Below are 19,517 nucleotides of genomic sequence, written 5' to 3' on the forward strand. Positions count from 1 at the left end.
GTTTATTCATCCACCTTTTTCGTTTCCTTTCGCATCCATTGTAACAAATAATAGGCTCCGTATTTAGCAGAACGCTCACGTATGTTTTGACGACTTCCAGCTAGTTTTAATTCATAGCTTACGGTGCGGTCCTTCGATGCTATACCCATATACACAACTCCAGGGGGTTTCCCCTCTAATGGATCAGGACCGGCAACACCAGTAAAACTAATCCCGTAATCCGACTGGAAGTTGATTCTTACTTTTTCTGCCAATTCCTTTGCACACGTATGACTGACAGCACCTTCATCATTGAGTATTTCATTAGATACACTAAGTAAGGATCGTTTTGCTGCATTGGAATAACATATAATACTGCCTGGAAATACAAGAGAAGCACCATTTATTGCTGTAACTTCTGTTGCAAACAGACCTCCCGTTATACTTTCAGCAGATGCGATTGTTTTATTTTTTTCTTTTAAATGTTTCACTATATTTTCAAATAATGTGTCTTCTCCATATCCGTAGAAAAACTCTCCTAACCGACTTAGAATCTTTTCTTCCACTTCATCTAAGGAATTTCGGTTTTTCTCTTCCCCTTCCCCCATTACTGTCAGACGGAGGGTAACTTCCCCACCGGATGCAAGGGGGGCAATCGTCGGGTTTGTTTGACTCTCAAGAAGATCATCGATAATTTCGACGAGTTGGGACTCCCCAATATCAAAGAAACGCAAAACCCTTGATTGAATATGATTTACTTTAGATATCTGACCCTTTAAATATGGAGTAACAAATTTATTGAACATGGGGATTAATTCCCTCGGGGGTCCTGGAAGCATAATAATTTGATACTCACTCGTTTTTATACCTATCCCACATGCCAAACCATGTTCGTTTGTAAACACATGAGATCCTTCAATAATCATGGCCTGTTTCCGATTATTTTCAGTCATGATACGGTTTCTTTGTTTAAAATACATATCCATTCTTTTTTCAGTTTCTGGATCGTAAACAAGTTTTTTTCCTAACAATGCAGCTACTGTTTCTTTTGTTAAATCGTCTTTTGTTGGACCTAATCCACCAGTCATAATAATTAGATTAGAACGGTTTGTCGCCACTTTAAGCACGTCGGTTAATCGATCAGGATTGTCTCCCACAACCGAGTGATGATATACATTAATTCCAAGGTGAGCCATCTGTTCAGATAAATACTTTGCGTTTGAGTTTACAATTTGCCCCAATAAAAGCTCTGAACCTACAGCGATAATTTCTGCATTCAAATTCATTGAATATCACCCTATTGTTTTTTTACTAACACATGTTTATTTTTTATGAAGTAATCAATACCAGATAATAAGGTCAACAAAACGGCAACATAAACCATTACCTTATCAAAAGGGAAACCAATCAACTCAAAGATTGTATTATGTAACATTAAAGCAGAAGCTGCCACAATTTGGCTCACTGTTTTCCATTTTCCCCAAATACTTGCTGCGATAACCTCTCCTTCACCGGAAGCCACTAATCGAAGTCCTGTTACAGCAAATTCTCTACTTAAGACAATAACTGCTGCCCAGGCAGGAAGCATATCCAATCCAACTAAAGAGATAAAGGCTGCAGTGATGAGAAGCTTGTCAGCTAATGGATCAAGAAATTTACCCATGTTCGTTACTAGATTATATTTTCTTGCGTAGAATCCATCCAACCAATCCGTAGCAGCGGCGATGATAAACACTAAGGCTGCGATCAAATGATGAATTGGAATGTCTGCCCCTAATAAATGAAACTCTCCCCATGAAAATGGAATTAACAACAGTATCATAAAAATAGGGATAAGAATAATTCGTGAAATAGTGATTTGATTAGGTACGTTCACCTTAATCCCCCTAACAGCGTTAGTAATCTGAAGAAATTATCGTCATAAGCTTTATCAATTTTACCAAAAACAAAGGTATTTTGCGAATTTTACTTCTTATTTATTGAAAGTTTTTGTAAAATACAACATGAATAGACACTATTTTTCATTATTAGAAAAAGTTGGATTCCCTTTTGAAATCCAATATCGAAGTAAAAAACATCGAAAAATTATTGGAATGTTGATTATTTGTTACATACTAGAGCAATACAAAAAAGAGCTGATGGAACAGCTCTTTTTTTGTAACCCAGTGGAATTATCCTATACGACTATTCACCTACTGGTTCGTAAGAGATAATGATGTTTTGAACGTTATTGTCGATGGCATACTCTAATAGTTCATCGTTAATATAAATGTCAGCTGTCAGTATATTCCCCACTCGGATAGTAATTTGGTCTTCCTCCGAGAAATCAAACGACATTTCATCATTATTGCTATACGTTCTTTCATGGAGATCATTGTTTTCAGAATCCCTTACCCTAATCCACGTCTGACCGGAAAACTCCATTCTTACTTCAAATGTATCTGCATTAGACAGAACATAATAGGAGTCTGTTCCTTCTGTACGGTCAAAATCTAACGATTGTTCGGGCTCTGGTTCCGGTTCGGGCTCTGGTTCAGGCTCTGGTTCTGGTTCAGGCTCCTCTTCCACCGGTTCTTCTTGATCATCATCAATATCAGTATCCGGTAAATCAACGGAAGCATCATTTTGCTGATCTTCTCTGGAAATTCCTGTACCAGCATTGTCATCGCCTAATGTCCAGTAGTAAATAAACACCGCTATTATCAATATAAATACAACCACTACTAGTGTTGGTAAAAGGGAAGCAAATTTTGATTTTTTCTTAACGAGTTTAGGCTTGGTCCTGTTTACCCGGGGAGGTAATTCAGCAGGTTCCCGCTTCGGTTGTGGAAGTTCATCCTTATGTTCCTCAAATAACATTTCAGAACTTAATCCCACGGCATCTGCATATCTTTTCACGAAAGCACGGGCATAAAAATCACCAGGCATTCGGGAAAAATCCCCTTCTTCAATTGCTAACAAGTATCTTTTTTGAATTTTAGTTACCGTTTGCAGCTCATCTAATGTATATCCCTTTTCTTCTCTGGCGGTTTTTAACCGCAATCCTAATTCAGACAATCGAAACACCTACCACCTTTAACTAATATCAAAGGATGAGAATCCAGAGTCCACTGCTTCATATGTAATCTTCTCATCTTCATCACTTCGTAGTTCTATTATATAATCAAAATCATCTAAAGAATATTCTGTTTCCCTAACAAAAATATCAGGATGTTCCACCACTTTTGTAGCTGGCAAACGCATAATTTCACTTACTAACAACTGATGCCTTTCGGATGCCCTCATTGTAGATACAATTCCATCGATAATATAAATATGGTTTTCCGATAATTCATCATCGGCAAGCTGACTGCGTATTGTTTGTCTTAACAGTGTTGATGACAAGAATGACCAACGTTTACTGGCACACACCGAAGCTGCAACCACTGATTCTGTCTTACCTACCCTAGGCATACCCCTAATTCCAATGAGCCGATGTCCTTCTTTTTTAAATAATTCTGCCATGAAATCCACCAGCAGACCAAGCTCATCACGGACAAATCGAAAGGTTTTTTTCTCATCTTCATCACGTTCAATATATCGACCATGACGCACTGCAAGACGATCCCTAAGTTTTGGCTCTCGAATTTTAGTCAGAGTGATAATATCCATGGTTTCTAAAATATATTTTAAACGAAGGATCGCTTCTTCATTCTGACTTTTTATCAACATTCCTCTCCTTTGGTCTTCCACGCCATTAATCGTTAAAATATTTATTCGCAGCATTCCTAGTAAAGAGGCTATTTCACCAAGCAACCCTGGCCGATTTTCATTGATGCGATATTCTAAATACCATTCTTTTGGCTCCCCCATTGTTCAACCCCTTTCTTTTTTGTCTTATCCCCTTACATTACTTACTAGTTTGTTATACATATCATAATTGATTTTTTTCCCCTTTAAAAGAGGTTTCTTGTAATGAGATAAAATCTATTCTATTTTTTTCACAATTTTATTGAATTAAGAAAAAAGTGTCGCCTGCTAAAGCGACACTTTCTTTTTTTCACAGCTTACCTCTTTTGAACAAGTTTGACCATCATGTTTGCAATGGCGTGCTGTTCTTCTTCGGAAGCCACATGCCAAAGGTCTGCAAGTACTTTTTCCTGTTCATTTTTCGGTTCCACTTGCTCGGATAAGTACTCTCCCACTTGATAAGCCACATCATTGATAACCTGATTATCCATACCTTCGCCTTTGGCTTGGTCTAAACGTTCTCCTAAAAACTCTTTCCACTGCTGCCAGTTATCTAGTACAGACATGAAAGATTCCTCCTTGTGATGTAATTCAAATTTAGTTTTTCACAACGGAGGAAATATATGCATCTACATTTAACAATACCATGCCCCATTGACTGAGATAATTTGTCCATTAACATAATTACTTTCTTTTGAGGCTAAAAAGGACACAACAGACGCCACTTCCATTGGAGACCCGAGACGACCTGCTGGAATTTCTTCCGCTAATTGCTGCTGTTCTGGTTCCGATAAATGGTTAAGCATAGGCGTCTTAATTGCACCAGGAGCTACACCGTTGACTTGGATATTACTTGGAGCAACTTCTTTCGCCAAGGCTTTAACAAAACTATTTAAACCACCTTTAACCGTAGAGTAAAGAACTTCGCACGATCCACCGGTTAAACCCCAAATCGAGGAAAGAATAATGATTTTCCCTTGTTTTTTTCGAATAAGGAAAGGTAAGAACGCTTGCGTTAACATAAAAGGGGTCATAATCCCAGCCGCTAATTCCGTTTTAATATCTTCCTGAGAATAATCCGTTATTAAACTGCATTTAGACGATCCGCTATTATGAACGATCACATCGGGAAATAGGGATAAATTGGTAATTTTCCCCACGGTTTCTTCTGGTTTAGAAAAATCCGCTTGGACAATGTATATCTTCGTTTCATATTTTTCCTCTAAACTTCTTGCCAGGTCAGTAATACTATCTTCATTTTTATTATAATGTAACACAAGGTCAAATCCATCTTCAGCTAACCTTGCTGAAATAGCTCCCCCAATTCCTCCGCTCGCTCCTGAAATAAATGCTAAAGGCTTATCTGTCATCAGCCTATCCCTTCGGTTTTACGTGACATTGGCTCATTTGAGTATTAGTTAGGAAATGATCCTTCATAGCGTCTGTCATATCCTTTGATGTAAGTGACTCTAGGACTGGGATAACTTGAAACAAATCCATATCATTAAATCGATAACGGGTAAACTGGTTCGCAATATACTCAGGTGAGTTTAACGCTCGCAGGAAATAGCCGATTTTTTTCTTTCGGATTCCTTCCATCTGCAGTTCATCAATTGGTTTTTGAATAAAATCATCTACCATCCCTGCTATCCGCTTGCCAAGTTCTTCTGGTCTGTCCGTATCTCCCCCAACGACAGAGAACCCAAACCCTTGCTCTCCTGAGTAATCAAACGAGAAGGAGTCATCAATTAACCCTTCTTCATATAACTTTTGATAATTTTCTCCACTTTGACCAAACATCATTTCTAATAAAAGCTGGATCGATAATTCGTGCTTTAATAATTCCTCTCCTTGACGATCCGGTTTTTGGTCCTTAAATCCCACAAGACATTTGCCAGTATGAACATTCATGGGAATGGTAACGATCTTTTCAGCAACTGATTCCGGTTCATCTTGAAAATATCGTTTAATCTCCTGTGGTTCCTCAAATGTTTTCCCTGCTTGGTTGTTTCTGATGAGTTCCATTGTAGTATCCGGCTCAAGGTTCCCCACAACAAAGAAAACCATATTACTTGGATGATAAAATGTTTCATAACACGTGTACAAGGAATCTTTTGTAATTTTGTAAATAGAATCCACTGTACCAGCTATATCAATCTTTACAGGGTGGTTTTTATACATACTCGCTATTAAACCGAAATAATTTCTCCAGTCTGGATTATCCTCGTACATCTTTATTTCCTGTTCAATAATTCCCTTTTCTTTCTCTACAGACTCTTCTGTGAAATAAGGCTTTTGTACAAAATTTAATAGTGTTTCCAAATTCTCTGAAATATTCATCGTACTGGAAAACAAATAAGCTGTTCGTGTAAAGCTAGTAAAGGCATTTGCAGATGCACCTTGCTTACTAAAAAGTTGAAATACGTCTCCTTCTTCATCTTCAAATAATTTATGCTCCAAAAAATGAGCAATTCCATCTGGTACTCGAACTTTTTCCTTGTCATTCAAGGGGACAAAATGATTATCAATGGAACCGTATTTTGTTGTAAATGTAGCATATGTCTTGTTAAATCCCGGTTTTGGTAAAAGATAAACTTGAAGACCGTTCGGAAGAACCTCATGATATAGGGTTTCCTGAAGTTGATCAAATGTTACTTTATTCATCTTTCGTCTCCTCCTTCCCTTTGAGAAAATATACCGTATCGAGCTGTATTTTCTCTGCTACCTGAACAATATCTTCCTTCGTAACTTTATCGATCTCCTCCATCCAATGGGAGAGCTGACGCTTTTTTGTTGTTAATTGATTATGATATTCCAGTTCAATGAATCCGCGGGGAACATCCATTGTTTCAAGTAATTGATTTTTCAAGACCGCTTTTGTTTGAGACAAGTCGTCTTCCGTAAAATTACCACTTTTCATCTGCTCCATCTGTTCGTTTATAATCTTTGTCGTATCTTCATATTTATTGCTTTCAATCCCTGACATAACAATTAATAACCCTTTATGACTCTCAACTCTAGATGCGGCATAGTAAGCAAGACTGGCCTTTTCTCTTACATTAATAAATAATTTCGAATGAGAAAACCCACCGAATATGCCATTAAAAACCTGTAAGGCAAAATACTCATCATCTTCATATGTTGTATTTGTTCGATATCCAATATGAAGTTTCCCTTGTTGAACATCCTGTTCTTCAATAATCTCCTTTGGAGAAGTGATTTGTTTTTGTTCCACTTGAAGAAGATCTGTTGAGCGATTTTCTCCTTGTATACCTTTAAAATATTTTTCCACCAGTTTCTTCATTTCGTCCACCTGGACATCACCTATAATATACAAATCCATATTATCGTTAGTGATTGCAGACTGATAATAGTGATATAAAGAGGAGCCATCAACATTTGAAATAGATTCTTCTTCACCAAAAACAAATAAACCGAATGGTTCCCCTTCACACATTTCTTCTGTCAAGCGTTTATTAGCATAACGCATTTTATCATCATACACAGAAGCTATTTTTTGTTTTAACGTCCTTTTTTCCCCGTCCATAATGGTTGAATCAAACTCTCCGTTCTCCACTTTTGGAGATAATAGGACTGATGCAAAAAGTTCCATTCCTTTTTCGAATAACGGATTCGTATCCGCTAAGTACTTTTCATTTGCCACTTCCATTTTAAAACTCATTAAATGGTATTCACCTTTTTTGGAAACATCCACATTTAAGGTAGCTCCATACAAGTCGTCCAACGCCTTGCGGATTTCCTGCCTTGACGGATGCTCCTTTGTACCGCTCTGAAGGACAAATGGCAACAAAGCCCGATTTGTTACCGTTTCCTTTTCCAGCGGTGCACGCATATGAAGTAACAATGTATTTGTTTTATACGTTGTAGATGGTAAAAAATGAACATTCAAATTGCCAACGGAAAATTCATGAAATTGTTTTTCTTCCAACTGGATTCCCTCCTTTTGATCCTATGTTTATCATACCTATTCCTAACTTAGTTTATGTTTAATATGATCTGATAAGTTGATTTTAGCGAAAAACCTACCAATAATGCAAAATTTAACTATTTATTGTGGTAATGGAGTTTTTCGAACATGGGTGTTGTTTATCTTACTCTATTGAACACTCATTTCACGGAATGTACTAAAGCCTCATCAGACGACATCCTTGTTTTATGAATAATATCACCAAAAAAATGCCACAAAAGGGCAGTTTTTGACCTTTTGTGGCAATAGTAATGTATTATTATTGTCCTGATACTTCCTGATCTTCCGTTTTGGATACTAACACTTCTCGAGGTTTACTACCCTCATAAGGGCCCACCACACCACGTAACTCCATTTCATCAATTAACCTGGCCGCACGGGTATAACCGATTCGAAAACGTCGTTGCAGCATAGAAACGGATGCGGTTTGCATTTCAGTTACCAATTGTACAGCATCATCATACAAGTCATCATCCACTTCTTCCTTAACCGTTTCTTCCCCTTCTTGAGGCATCATTTCCTCTGCATACTGTGCCTTTTGTTGTTCGATACAATGATTGACAACTCTCTCCACTTCTTCATCGGAGAGGAAAGCACCTTGAATCCGAGTGGCTTTGTTTGCCCCTACAGGCAAGAATAACATATCTCCACGCCCGAGAAGTTTTTCTGCTCCATTCCCGTCTAATATGGTTCTGGAATCCGTAGAACTTGATACACCAAAGGCAATTCGAGATGGGATATTTGCTTTAATGACACCTGTAATAACATCAACCGATGGACGCTGTGTTGCGATAATCAGATGTATACCGGCAGCCCTCGCCATTTGAGCTAATCTTGTAATGGAATCTTCCACATCGGAAGAAGCTACCATCATTAAATCTGCCAACTCATCTACAATAACGACAATAAACGGTAATGGTTGATGCTGGTCATCTTCCGGACGGGACAGATTTTCCCTGTTTATATGAGAATTATATCCCTCTATGTTTCTAGTTCCTGAATAGGCAAACAACTCATAGCGCCGCTCCATTTCATTAACTACTTTTTTCAGTGCCTGAGACGCCTTCTTAGGATCCGTCACCACTGGTGAAAGTAAATGTGGAACCCCGTTATAAACGTTCAACTCCACCATTTTTGGATCAATCATCATCAATTTTACTTCATGTGGTTTACTTCTCATCAGGATACTTACTATAATACCGTTAATACAGACACTTTTCCCACTGCCGGTTGCTCCTGCTACCAATAAATGGGGCATTTTATTTAGTTCAGCAATGACAGCATCGCCAGAAATGTCTCTACCTAATGCAATGGCTAATTTATTGTCTTTTTCCTTCATAATTTGGGAATCAAGGACTTCCCTTAATGTTACAAGCGCAACCTCCTGGTTTGGAACTTCTATTCCTATAGCAGATTTTCCTGGAATCGGTGCTTCCATCCGAATATCCTTTGCAGCTAATGCTAAGGCAAGATCATCTGTTAAATTAACAATCTTACTTACTTTTACACCTACACTTGGATAAACTTCATATTTGGTAACTGAAGGACCTAAATGGACCTTCGTTACTTTGGCACTTACTCCAAAACTCTCTAAAGTCCGTTCTAGTTTTCGGGCATTTTTAGAAAGCATAGAATGCTCTCTCGATTGATTCGCTTTCAAAGGTGTCGCCAATAAATCGAAGGAAGGTAATTGATAGAACTCATTTTCCTTTTCAGATACTACTAATGAAGTGGAAGGAGCTAGAGATGGGGTAACCTCTATGTGCTCCGGTTTCTCGGCTGATTGTTCTTTACGGTCTGGTTTATTTAACGCATTTGATTCCACATCAATCACTTCCGCTTTCCCTTGCCCATTAGTTTCATAGGCTTTCGTGGAAAAATCATAGATAATTGGCTCTTCCTCGTTCGTGTCTTGTTCTTGTATTGGAAGCTTATCAACTGGATTCGTTTTCACTTCTGGTTTTTTCTTTCGATTTTTAAGTCGATTTACAATATTGCCTATCGCCTTTCCCATTTCTTTCAGTTGAAGGACAAAATAATTTTTAATTCTCTGGAAAAAGGAAACAGATCCACCACCACCTTTTTTCAACGCATCAATAAATGACTTTCCTGTTATAAGGACAATGGAGGTCAAGATCAAGCCAATAGCAAAAATGGTTGTGCCCCTTTCTGAAAATAAAAAGTGGGACATGGCAAATCCAACCGCACCAACCATCCCTCCCCCAAGCTCATCAATTATTGCATTCCCCTGGATTTGAAGCCAGTAAAGGTGCCACGTATTTCGAATGACCGAGTGATCGATAAACTCTGCATGAGTAGAAAGTCTTGTAAATAAACGGACATGACTAAGTAATGTAAGAGAAAAAACGAATAAATAAATACCAATAAGTTTTCGGGTCCACAAAAATGGAAAGGTCCGTTTCACCATAATATATATGGATAAAATAGCTAATGAGATTGTTAAAAGGATGTACCAGCTCCCCAGAAAAAATCGGAATACGTGAACAAGTCCATCCCCTACAACTCCAAGTCTTGCAAAGGTTACTAATGAAATGATTAATAAAAATAAGCCCACTAATTCATACGTTAATTGTTTTTTCCATTTATCTTGTTTTTTTCTTCGTTTTCTGGCCATGGAAACCACCTCATGATAAAAATGAACAAGCAGCCGAAAGCCACGGCTGCCATTCTATGATCGAACGCTTGTTTTCATTATTATATCATATTCTTTCATGACTTTTCCATATTAGGATGATTTTATTTATTTTGATTCCCCAATTCATAAAATTGGCCAGGTTGATAACGTTGGTCTAAATACATATATGGATCCGTTGACAGTAATCTTACAATTCGATACTGATTGTTGCTTTCTTTTTGCCTTTCGAGCAGTAATTGCCCTCCGGGAACATCCACCATTTCCACGTTTGCAAAGGCAGAATCATCCACTGGAAAAATACTTTCTTGGGATTGATACGTATATAGTATCATTGTACAACATCCTCGTTAGGCTTATTTTGTTGGATTAATTCATTCAATTTTTTTATGGCAGGACCGATTCCTCCCACTTCATTAATAATTCCATGTTCCACTGCATCTCTACCAACAACATTAGTCCCTATATCCCTAGTGAGGTTCCCTTTCGATAACATCAACTCTTTAAACGCCTCTTCGGTGATAGTAGAGTTTTTTGTGACAAAATTAACTACACGGTCCTGCATCTTATCAAGGTATTCAAATGTTTGCGGGACTCCTATCACAAGTCCTGTTAAGCGGACAGGATGAATTGTCATTGTAGCCGACTCTGCAATAAAACTATATCTCGAAGCGACGGCGATAGGAACACCTATGGAATGACCTCCCCCTAAGACTAAGGTAACGGTTGGTTTTGACATGGAGGCTATCATTTCTGCCAACGCTAATCCAGCTTCCACGTCCCCACCTACTGTGTTTAAAATGATTAACATTCCTTCGATTTTAGGATTCTGCTCCGCTGCAACCAGTTGTGGAATAATGTGTTCATATTTTGTTGTTTTATTTTGTGGTGGCAACTGCATATGTCCTTCAATTTGACCAATGATCGTAACCATATGGATATTGGATTGTTCCATCTGTGGGACATTCGTTTGTCCTAACTGCTGAATCTTATCCAAAATACCTTCTTTCGCACCTTTTCCCTGATCCTGATTAGGATTTGGCGTTTCATTGGATAAGTTATTGAAACGGGATTCATTCATCTAACGACCACTCCTTTCTCACAACTAGTATGCAGTGAGAGAAGTCGTTTCATGCAAGCATAAATCCCATAGATAAAATATATCTACAGGACTGGCATCATTTATTCAACTGTAGCATCCATAATGATAGGAATTATCATTGGTCTCCGTTTTGTTTTTTCATACAAAAAGCGGCTTAACTGCTCCCTTATTTGTACTTTAAGCTGTGCCCATTCTACAAATCCTTCTGCCATTGTATTTAAGACAGCATTTTTCACCAACGATTCTGCATTAACAATTAACTCTTCCGATTCCCGTACATACACAAATCCCCTAGAGATAATGTTTGGACCTGACAATAGTAGTTTTCGATGTCTGTTAATCGTGACAACAACCACTAGAATTCCATCTTCCGACAAGAGACGGCGATCCCGCAATACGATATTTCCAACATCCCCTACCCCTAAACCGTCAATAAGAACATGCCCCGCAGGAATTCTTTTACCCAGTTTAGCAGTGCGATCAGAGAACTCTACGGTCTCCCCCTTATCTAAAAGAAAGATATTTTCAGACGGAATACCGCATACTTTTGCAATTTCACCATGGGCATGTTGCATTCGAAATTCCCCATGAACAGGAATAAAGTATCTCGGCTTGACTATATTAATCATTTGTTTTAACTCTTCCGTACTCGCATGACCAGAAGTATGCACATTCTTCTGACCATATATAACGTCCGCTCCAATACGGGATAAAAGATCAATCATTTTTGAAACAGATTTTTCATTTCCCGGAATCGGATTAGCAGAAAAAATAATTCTGTCACTCGGTTCTATTTTAAACTTAGGATGATTTCCCTTTGCCATTTTAGTTAAAGCACTTAAAGGTTCACCCTGACTTCCTGTAGTTAAGATGACTATTTCGTGTTTTTCGTATTCAGATAGTTTCTCAAGATCAATTAATGTTCCGTCATCTATTAGATATCCTAAGCGTTTTGAAATACTAACAGCATGATCCATACTCTTACCAACAACAACCACTTTACGATTATTATAGTCAGCAGCGTGAATCACTTGTTGAATCCTATGAATATTTGAGGCAAATGTTGCTATAAAAATACGGCCTGGTGCTTCATAAAAAACTTCCTGTAATCCCTTCCCTACAATGGATTCCGATGGGGTTATTCCAGGACGTTCCGCATTCGTGCTATCCGATAACAGACATAAAACACCTTTTTCCCCAACATCACTTAATTTTCCTATTTCCGTCAACTGTTGATCTACTGGATTTTGATCAAATTTAAAATCTCCCGTATGGACAATTGGACCTTGTGAAGTATGAATAATAACACCAACTGAGTCTGGAATACTATGTGTCGTTCTAAAAAAACTTACTGGGGTTGTCCCAACTTTGATTTTAGAATCGGCATGGATTTCCCTTAATGTTGGAGGTTTAGACATGGTAACTTGATTACAATGGTCTTCAACTAATGCTAAAGTGAGTTTCGTTCCATATACTGGAACATCTAAATCCCTTAATACATAAGGTATTCCGCCAATGTGATCTTCGTGCCCATGTGTTAAAATAATGCCTTTTACCCTAGTTTTGTTTTCCACTAAATAGGTGATATCAGGTATGACAATATCAACTCCAAGCATATCGTCATCCGGAAACATCAGTCCCGAATCAATGATAAGGAGTTCCTCGTCAAGTTCAATGACATACATATTTTTTCCAACTTCCCCAATTCCACCTAAGGAAAAAATACGAATAGATTCTGTTTTCTGATTAGACAATCGTTATTTCCTAGTACTATCACCTTTATATTATTCGTCTTGAACCAGTTGAAGACGTGCACTATTAACAGGATAAACAAAACTCTTATTTATCTTAATAATCATTTTTATAGGATAGATGATAGCCACCAGGAGTTACACCTCCTGTATGTTAATTCTGGTTCTTTCATAATCATTTATTGTAAAAACGTTTATGTTTTGGCTTTGTTATCGTTCAATGTTGATTTTTGCGAAATTCACTCCCTTTCCGCGGGCGGTTCGGGAGCCTCCTCGCTGCTTTCGCACCTTGCGGGGTCTCCCCTGAACTCGCTTTTCCCGCAGGAGTGTCGCGAATTTCGCTAAAAATCATCCTTTTAAAAAATCAACATTAGCCTTAAACATAGCCTATGTTTTAAAGGCAGTAAGAAATTATTCCTTTATTTCCTAATGAAAAGTGATTCACTCGTAGTATAACGTATGTAAATTTGGAAAAACAAGAAAAGAATTCCTAGAAAGTCTCTATATTCCAGTCAGGAACGGAAAAACGGTTAAGAGTGCTAGAAAATAATGATTAAAATCCAAATAGAAAGAGGCTGGGACATAACTAAAGTGTTTTAATTGAAAATCCGAACAATACACAACGAAAGCGAAGTATATTTCCGCAGCTAATAATTGAATCAATTATCATTTCGTTCGGATTTTTCATTGATTAAAACACTTTTGTCCCAGCTTCTCTTTTTATAAATTATTTTTCTAAAATGATTGAAAGCTGGTGTCTTTGGTCTGGAGTTAATCGAACAAGGGGTAATCGAACTCCCCCCACATCCAATCCGTAAAATTGAAGTGCTGTTTTTACAGGGACTGGATTTGGTGCAATAAACAACCCTTTCATTTTTGGGGATAATTTCTGATGAAGTTTTGCCGCTTCCACCACATTACCTTCTATAAAAGTAGTTACCATTTCTTGAATCTCATTTCCTAATACATGGCTTGCTACAGACACAACACCTGCTCCACCTATGGCTAAGACTGGAAGTGTTAATGAGTCATCCCCTGAGTATAAAAGGAAATCATCAGGTGTATTAGCCAAAATCTTTGTCATTTGATCAATTTGTTCGCTAGCCTCTTTGACCGCAACAATATTCTTCACTTTTGATAAGGCTATAATGGTTTCCGATTCCATATTAACAGATGTTCGCCCTGGAACATTATATAGCATCACTGGGAGAGAAGTTTTTTCTGCGATTGTCTTGAAATGTTCGTAAAGACCTTCTTGAGATGGTCTATTGTAATATGGTGCCACTAACATAATCCCATCGACACCAATTTCCTCAGCTTTTCTCGTTAATTCTACAGAGGCGTAAGTATTGTTTGAACCAGTTCCTGCTAGTACAGGGATTCTTCCGTCCACAACTTTTACTGAATGCTCAAATAATGCCATCTTCTCTTCATTGGAGAGTGTAGGCGACTCCCCCGTTGTTCCTGCCACGACGATCCCGTCTGAACCATTTTTGATTAAAAACTCAATCAACTTGGATGTTTTTTGAAAATCTATATTTCCTTTGGAATCAAATGGTGTGACCATTGCGGTGATAACTCGACCGAAATTCATGTTAATGCACTCCTTTTACTCATCTTCTTTCTCAAGTAAAAACATCTCATGGAGAGCGTTAACAGCATCAACCATATCATTATCTTTCACTAACACCCAAATGGTTGTATGGGAGTCGGCGGATTGTAATATCTGGATGTTTTTACTTGTCAAAGCCTCCACAATCCTTGCAGTAACACCAGGAACTCCTGTCATACCTGCACCAACTGCAGAAACCTTTGCACAATGTTTAAGGACTTGGGGGTCTAATCCCATTTCCCGTAGAATCTCTTCTGCTTTATCCGCCACATGATCACTAACGGTATAGGCTACTCCCATTGGATGAATATTAATGAAATCTACAGAAATTCCCGCATTCGCCATCGCTTTAAAAACTTTAGACTGTAAATCAAATTCCCCTTCATTTGCAGCAACCTTTATTTGTGTTACGTTTTGGACGTGGGCAATACCTGTTACATGACGCTCAACGACATCTCTTCCCACTGACTTACTCGTACTAGATGTTATGAGTGTCCCCGGGGAGTCGGAATAAGTTGATCTGATTCGAATTGGCACTTTTGCCTGCATGGCCACTTCAACAGCCCTAGGATGAATAACCTTTGCCCCTTGATAAGCCATATTACAAATTTCATTATATGTCACCACTGATAGTGGTTTGGCGGATTCCACAATACGAGGGTCTGCAGTCATCACTCCTGCAACATCCGTAAAGATATCCACCACATTAGCCTCTAGAGCTGCTCCTAAGGCGGTAGCAGACGTATCGCTTCCTCCCCTTCCGAGAGTTGCGGTAGTGCCCTTCGGAGTTTCCCCCTGAAATCCCGTTACCACAATAACATCATGTTCTTGAAGTAATGCCTTCAATCCGGATACTTTCATTTCCATTATTTTCGCATTTGTATAATCCTCATTGGTCCTAAAACCAGCCTGAGCACCTGTTATGGCTAAGGAATTAACTCCTTTTTGTCTTAGTAAATTGGAAAATACAACAGATGAAATGGTTTCTCCACATGATGCCAGTAAGTCAAGCTCCCGCTTCGAAACATGACTGTCCACACCACCTACAAGGTTTAACAGGGTATCCGTTGCATAGGGGTCCCCTACTCTTCCCATTGCAGATACAACCACAACCACTTTATACCCTTCTTTTAGTGCATTCAATACATGTTCCGTAGCTTTGTCACGGGCTTCCTCATTTTTTACGGATGTCCCACCAAATTTTTGCACAACAATATTCATTTTTTATTTTCACCTCATACCCATTATTTTATATGTGTCTAAGGTATTAATTACTTACCTAAAAGCCCTAGTTTTTCTAATGAGAAAGCAATCTGAACAGAATTAAGAGCAGCACCTTTTAACAGGTTATCCGCGACAACCCAAAGGTGAAAACCTTTAGTATTATCTAGATCATGACGTATGCGGCCAACAAAAACATCATCTTTTCCTGCTGCATCCACCGCCATCGGATATACTTGCTCTTGCGGATCATCTTGAAGGGTTACTCCTGGAGCCCCTTGAAGTAGTTCTTTCAGTTCAGAGACAGAAACACCTTCTTGTTCCACTTCAATGTATACTGATTCAGAATGACCTGTTTCCACTGGTAAACGAACGCATGTTGCTGCAACATGTAATTCATCATCATGCATGATTTTTTTTGTCTCATTAATCATCTTCATTTCCTCAAATGTATAACCATTCTCCTGGAAGAGATCAATTTGTGGAACAGCGTTATATGCAATTTGATAATGCTTCTTGTCCCCACCAACAGGCAAAATTTCCGGCTTTACTTCTTCGTTATTTAAAACTTGACCCGATTGCTGATACATTTCATCCACAGCTTCTGCTCCTGCTCCTGAAACCGCTTGATACGTACTAACAACAATTTTATTCAAACCATATGCCTTCCTAATTGGTTCTAAGGCAACTACCATTTGGATCGTGGAACAATTGGGATTTGCGATAATTCCTTGATGATCATGCAAGTCCCCTTCATTAACTTCCGGAACCACAAGTGGAACATCTTTATCCATCCGAAATGCACTCGTGTTGTCCACTACAATCGCACCTCGCTTTACTGCCTCAGGTGCCATTGCCTTTGACACAGACCCTCCTGCACTAAATAAAGCCAGCTCAATACCCTCAAATGAATCTGGAGTTGCTTCCTGTACTGTAAGCTCTTCCCCTTTAAACATCACTTTTTTCCCTGCGGAACGTTTCGATGATAAAGGTAATAAAGATTCTACTGGAAATTCTAAACGCTCAAGTGTTTTTAACATTTGTTGTCCCACTGCTCCTGTTGCACCTAAAACAGCTACTCGATATCCTGCTTTACTCATTATGAATAATCTCCTTTCCATAATTACAGATCTTGGTATAGTTTTTAGCTTTCCTGCCATGTTTCTAAATCTATTGAAAAGATGATTGAGCTTCAAAAAAATCCAGAATTCCATAAGAGGAGTACTAGCTTTTCAATAATCCCACAAAAACATAACGTAGTTAAGGAAGGCCCTTAACTACGAGTAAGGATACATAGCAAGAGTTAAATTCTTACCCTCTTATCTATTTTAACAACAGTTACTGATTTTTTCACTATTCTTCTTTATATCTTTCAATTAAAACTGGTTGCAATTGTTGATGGTTTATTGCTGCCTCTATGGTTTGAGGGATTTTTGACATATCTGCAACTAGAGAATTTGGCTTTTTATATGGGTGGTCTTGACCGAATGGAACAAAGTAAATGTTTTTCGTTGACATTAATTTCATAATGTTAACCCCATTTAAGCCAAGTGCATCATTTGTAGATATACCTAATACAACAGGTTTACCCGTTCTTAAGGTTGCTTTTGCCCCCATTAGTACTGGCGAATCCGTAAGGGCATTAGCAAATTTACTGGTTGAACCTCCAGTTAGTGGTGCAATGACCATGCAATCCAATGGTGTTTGAGGACCAAACGGCTCTGCCTTTGGGATCGTATTGACAAGTGGCTCGTCAGTGATGGCTTGAATCTTATCTAACCAATCTTGTGCATTCCCAAACTTGGAGTCTGTGTTTTGTACAGTATAACTAACAAATGGAGTAACACGGGCACCAGCATCCACTAATTCCTGCATTACAGGAAGCACCTCATCATACGTACAATGTGAGCCTGTTAAACCAAACCCAATATGTTTCCCCTTCAGTGACATCAATCGGTTCCTCCTTTATTTTGTTTCCCATTGCTCCTGTAATAAATCTGTTACAACACTGGCTATTATTTTTCCAGCTGTTTTTGGAGCGACTATCCCTGGTAAACCTAAGGCTAATAAAGCTTTTATACCTCTTTTTTCCGCATAACGGAAATCAGTTCCCCCTGGTTTGGATGCTAAATCAACCACAAGTGTATGTGGCATCATCTTCGCTAAAACATTGACGGACAGTATTTTTGCCGGAATAGTGTTTATAACAATGTCTGCATGTTTTACTTTTTGTTCCAGTTCTTGGACAGGATATGCTGTTAAGTTGTTCTCAAAGGCCCTTGCCCTTAATTCTGGTTCATTTGCAACTACTTCCACTTTCGCTCCAAGATTTCTAAACGTCCTGGCTACTGTCATCCCTAATCTGCCAAATCCAGTTACGATTACATTTGCATTATGAATAGTAATGTCTGTGTTTTGTATAACTAGCATGACAGTTCCTTCTGCTGTTGGTATGGAATTATATATAGCAACATCATCTCTCTCCACTAATTCCACGAGCTTACAATCATGATCCATTGCTAATTTCTTTAGGAAGGCTGTAGAGATACCAGTGTAAATGACCGTGCCGGCCGGAATTTCCTTTAGCCATTCTTCTGGTAACGTGATTTTTTCACCGGAAAAAATAGATTCAATTTCTCCCTCCTCAGACATGCCACTAACGGGTAAAATAATCCCATCAATGGTTTTAGGATCGACAGAATGAAACGAATGTTTACTAGCACCAGCAAATCCATCATCTAATTGGTCGAACCCTATAAGCGAGACTTTCCCATCCAATTCTGATAATTTACGAATAACCTCTAGCTGTCTTGCATCTCCGCCAATAATGGCAATATGCATATCTGTTAACAACGATCTCTCCCCTTTCTTGAGATTCATTTTATTTAAAGGGGACCACTGCTTGCGATGTGTAACTCATGACATAGTATGTTACTCCCTCTTATCGTGTGAAACGTGGACATCTTTTTTTTCAATAGAGCAGATAAGAAGGGAGAAATATCAGGAAATCTTACCGTAAATGAAAAAAACCAGGAAGATGTAAATCCTCCCAGCAGCAAAACCGATTGGTTCCAATTATATTCCCAATGTTCCAAGTCCCTTTCCATTTTTCTCCCTAAAATGTAATACTTAAAATCCTAAACCTCGATAATAATCATATCCGTTCCGATCTTCTTGATCTGATTCCAGTAAACAGTCACTTCTTTATCCCGTTTCCCCATTCCAAACCATTTTAAAGTGGGAATAACAAATGCTTCAATCTGACCAGTTTTCTCATCTATAATTAAATCAGTCTGTCCCAATACTCCTAAGCGTTCTCCCTTTTCATAATCAATAATTTCTTTATTACTTATCTCACTTAATCTCATCGTTATCCCTCCTCATTACTATCATCGTATGATCAAAAAAAAAAAACATGCCCCCCTTCACAATAGGGGGCATACATTTTTTATGATTAGTTTATAACCGAGTCTGACCTTGCG

General features: G+C 38.4%; 18 protein-coding genes. All 18 read right to left on the reverse strand.

What is annotated here, in order from left to right; all coding sequences use genetic code 11:
- Nucleotides 1-2 precede the first annotated feature (2 nt).
- Nucleotides 3-1,259: a competence/damage-inducible protein A gene (locus KS419_RS22340; RefSeq protein WP_217069267.1), complete on the reverse strand. Its 1,257-nt coding sequence runs from the start codon at nucleotides 1,257-1,259 to the stop codon at nucleotides 3-5.
- Between the two features lie 17 nt (nucleotides 1,260-1,276).
- Entirely contained in the window at nucleotides 1,277-1,855 is a 579-nt protein-coding gene (gene pgsA, locus KS419_RS22345; RefSeq protein ID WP_217069088.1) for a CDP-diacylglycerol--glycerol-3-phosphate 3-phosphatidyltransferase, read from the reverse strand.
- A gap of 308 nt (nucleotides 1,856-2,163) precedes the next feature.
- Nucleotides 2,164-3,036, reverse strand: a complete 873-nt coding sequence (locus KS419_RS22350; protein WP_217069090.1) for a helix-turn-helix domain-containing protein — start codon at nucleotides 3,034-3,036, stop codon at nucleotides 2,164-2,166.
- A gap of 18 nt (nucleotides 3,037-3,054) precedes the next feature.
- Entirely contained in the window at nucleotides 3,055-3,831 is a 777-nt protein-coding gene (locus tag KS419_RS22355; protein WP_217069092.1) for a DUF3388 domain-containing protein, read from the reverse strand.
- A 194-nt stretch (nucleotides 3,832-4,025) separates the two neighbouring features.
- On the reverse strand, nucleotides 4,026-4,274 hold the full coding sequence (locus KS419_RS22360; RefSeq protein WP_217069094.1) for a DUF3243 domain-containing protein: 249 nt from the start codon (nucleotides 4,272-4,274) through the stop codon (nucleotides 4,026-4,028).
- Between the two features lie 69 nt (nucleotides 4,275-4,343).
- Entirely contained in the window at nucleotides 4,344-5,078 is a 735-nt protein-coding gene (ymfI, locus tag KS419_RS22365; protein WP_217069096.1) for an elongation factor P 5-aminopentanone reductase, read from the reverse strand.
- A 4-nt stretch (nucleotides 5,079-5,082) separates the two neighbouring features.
- Nucleotides 5,083-6,372, reverse strand: a complete 1,290-nt coding sequence (gene yfmH, locus KS419_RS22370; RefSeq protein WP_217069098.1) for an EF-P 5-aminopentanol modification-associated protein YfmH — start codon at nucleotides 6,370-6,372, stop codon at nucleotides 5,083-5,085.
- Entirely contained in the window at nucleotides 6,365-7,657 is a 1,293-nt protein-coding gene (gene yfmF / locus KS419_RS22375; protein WP_246594531.1) for an EF-P 5-aminopentanol modification-associated protein YfmF, read from the reverse strand. Before yfmF ends, yfmH begins: the two co-directional genes overlap by 8 nt.
- 298 nt (nucleotides 7,658-7,955) lie before the next feature.
- Nucleotides 7,956-10,331, reverse strand: a complete 2,376-nt coding sequence (locus tag KS419_RS22380; protein WP_217069100.1) for an FtsK/SpoIIIE family DNA translocase — start codon at nucleotides 10,329-10,331, stop codon at nucleotides 7,956-7,958.
- Between the two features lie 122 nt (nucleotides 10,332-10,453).
- Nucleotides 10,454-10,684: a YlzJ-like family protein gene (locus KS419_RS22385; RefSeq protein WP_217069102.1), complete on the reverse strand. Its 231-nt coding sequence runs from the start codon at nucleotides 10,682-10,684 to the stop codon at nucleotides 10,454-10,456.
- Nucleotides 10,681-11,430 (reverse strand): ClpP family protease, encoded by a 750-nt coding sequence (locus tag KS419_RS22390; protein ID WP_217069103.1) that lies wholly within the window; start codon nucleotides 11,428-11,430, stop codon nucleotides 10,681-10,683. The genes KS419_RS22385 and KS419_RS22390 overlap by 4 nt, the downstream gene beginning before the upstream one ends.
- Nucleotides 11,431-11,531: 101 nt before the next feature.
- Complete coding sequence (locus KS419_RS22395; RefSeq protein ID WP_217069105.1) at nucleotides 11,532-13,205, reverse strand: ribonuclease J; 1,674 nt, start codon at nucleotides 13,203-13,205, stop codon at nucleotides 11,532-11,534.
- A gap of 724 nt (nucleotides 13,206-13,929) precedes the next feature.
- Entirely contained in the window at nucleotides 13,930-14,796 is an 867-nt protein-coding gene (dapA, locus tag KS419_RS22400; RefSeq protein ID WP_217069106.1) for a 4-hydroxy-tetrahydrodipicolinate synthase, read from the reverse strand.
- Nucleotides 14,797-14,811: 15 nt separating this feature from the next.
- Nucleotides 14,812-16,035, reverse strand: coding sequence for an aspartate kinase (gene dapG, locus KS419_RS22405; RefSeq protein ID WP_217069109.1), 1,224 nt, complete (start codon nucleotides 16,033-16,035; stop codon nucleotides 14,812-14,814).
- 50 nt (nucleotides 16,036-16,085) lie between these two features.
- Nucleotides 16,086-17,135 (reverse strand): aspartate-semialdehyde dehydrogenase, encoded by a 1,050-nt coding sequence (gene asd / locus KS419_RS22410; RefSeq protein ID WP_217069111.1) that lies wholly within the window; start codon nucleotides 17,133-17,135, stop codon nucleotides 16,086-16,088.
- A 253-nt stretch (nucleotides 17,136-17,388) separates the two neighbouring features.
- Nucleotides 17,389-17,985: a dipicolinate synthase subunit B gene (locus KS419_RS22415; RefSeq protein WP_217069112.1), complete on the reverse strand. Its 597-nt coding sequence runs from the start codon at nucleotides 17,983-17,985 to the stop codon at nucleotides 17,389-17,391.
- 15 nt (nucleotides 17,986-18,000) lie between these two features.
- Entirely contained in the window at nucleotides 18,001-18,888 is an 888-nt protein-coding gene (dpaA, locus tag KS419_RS22420; RefSeq protein WP_217069113.1) for a dipicolinic acid synthetase subunit A, read from the reverse strand.
- A gap of 284 nt (nucleotides 18,889-19,172) precedes the next feature.
- The gene (locus tag KS419_RS22425; RefSeq protein WP_217069115.1) at nucleotides 19,173-19,403 is read right to left on the reverse strand and encodes a YlmC/YmxH family sporulation protein; all 231 of its coding nucleotides are present in this window, start codon (nucleotides 19,401-19,403) and stop codon (nucleotides 19,173-19,175) included.
- Nucleotides 19,404-19,517: the final 114 nt, after the last annotated feature.

Source organism: Evansella tamaricis (assembly GCF_019042215.1).
Classification (GTDB): Bacteria; Bacillota; Bacilli; order Bacillales; family Salisediminibacteriaceae; genus Evansella; species Evansella tamaricis.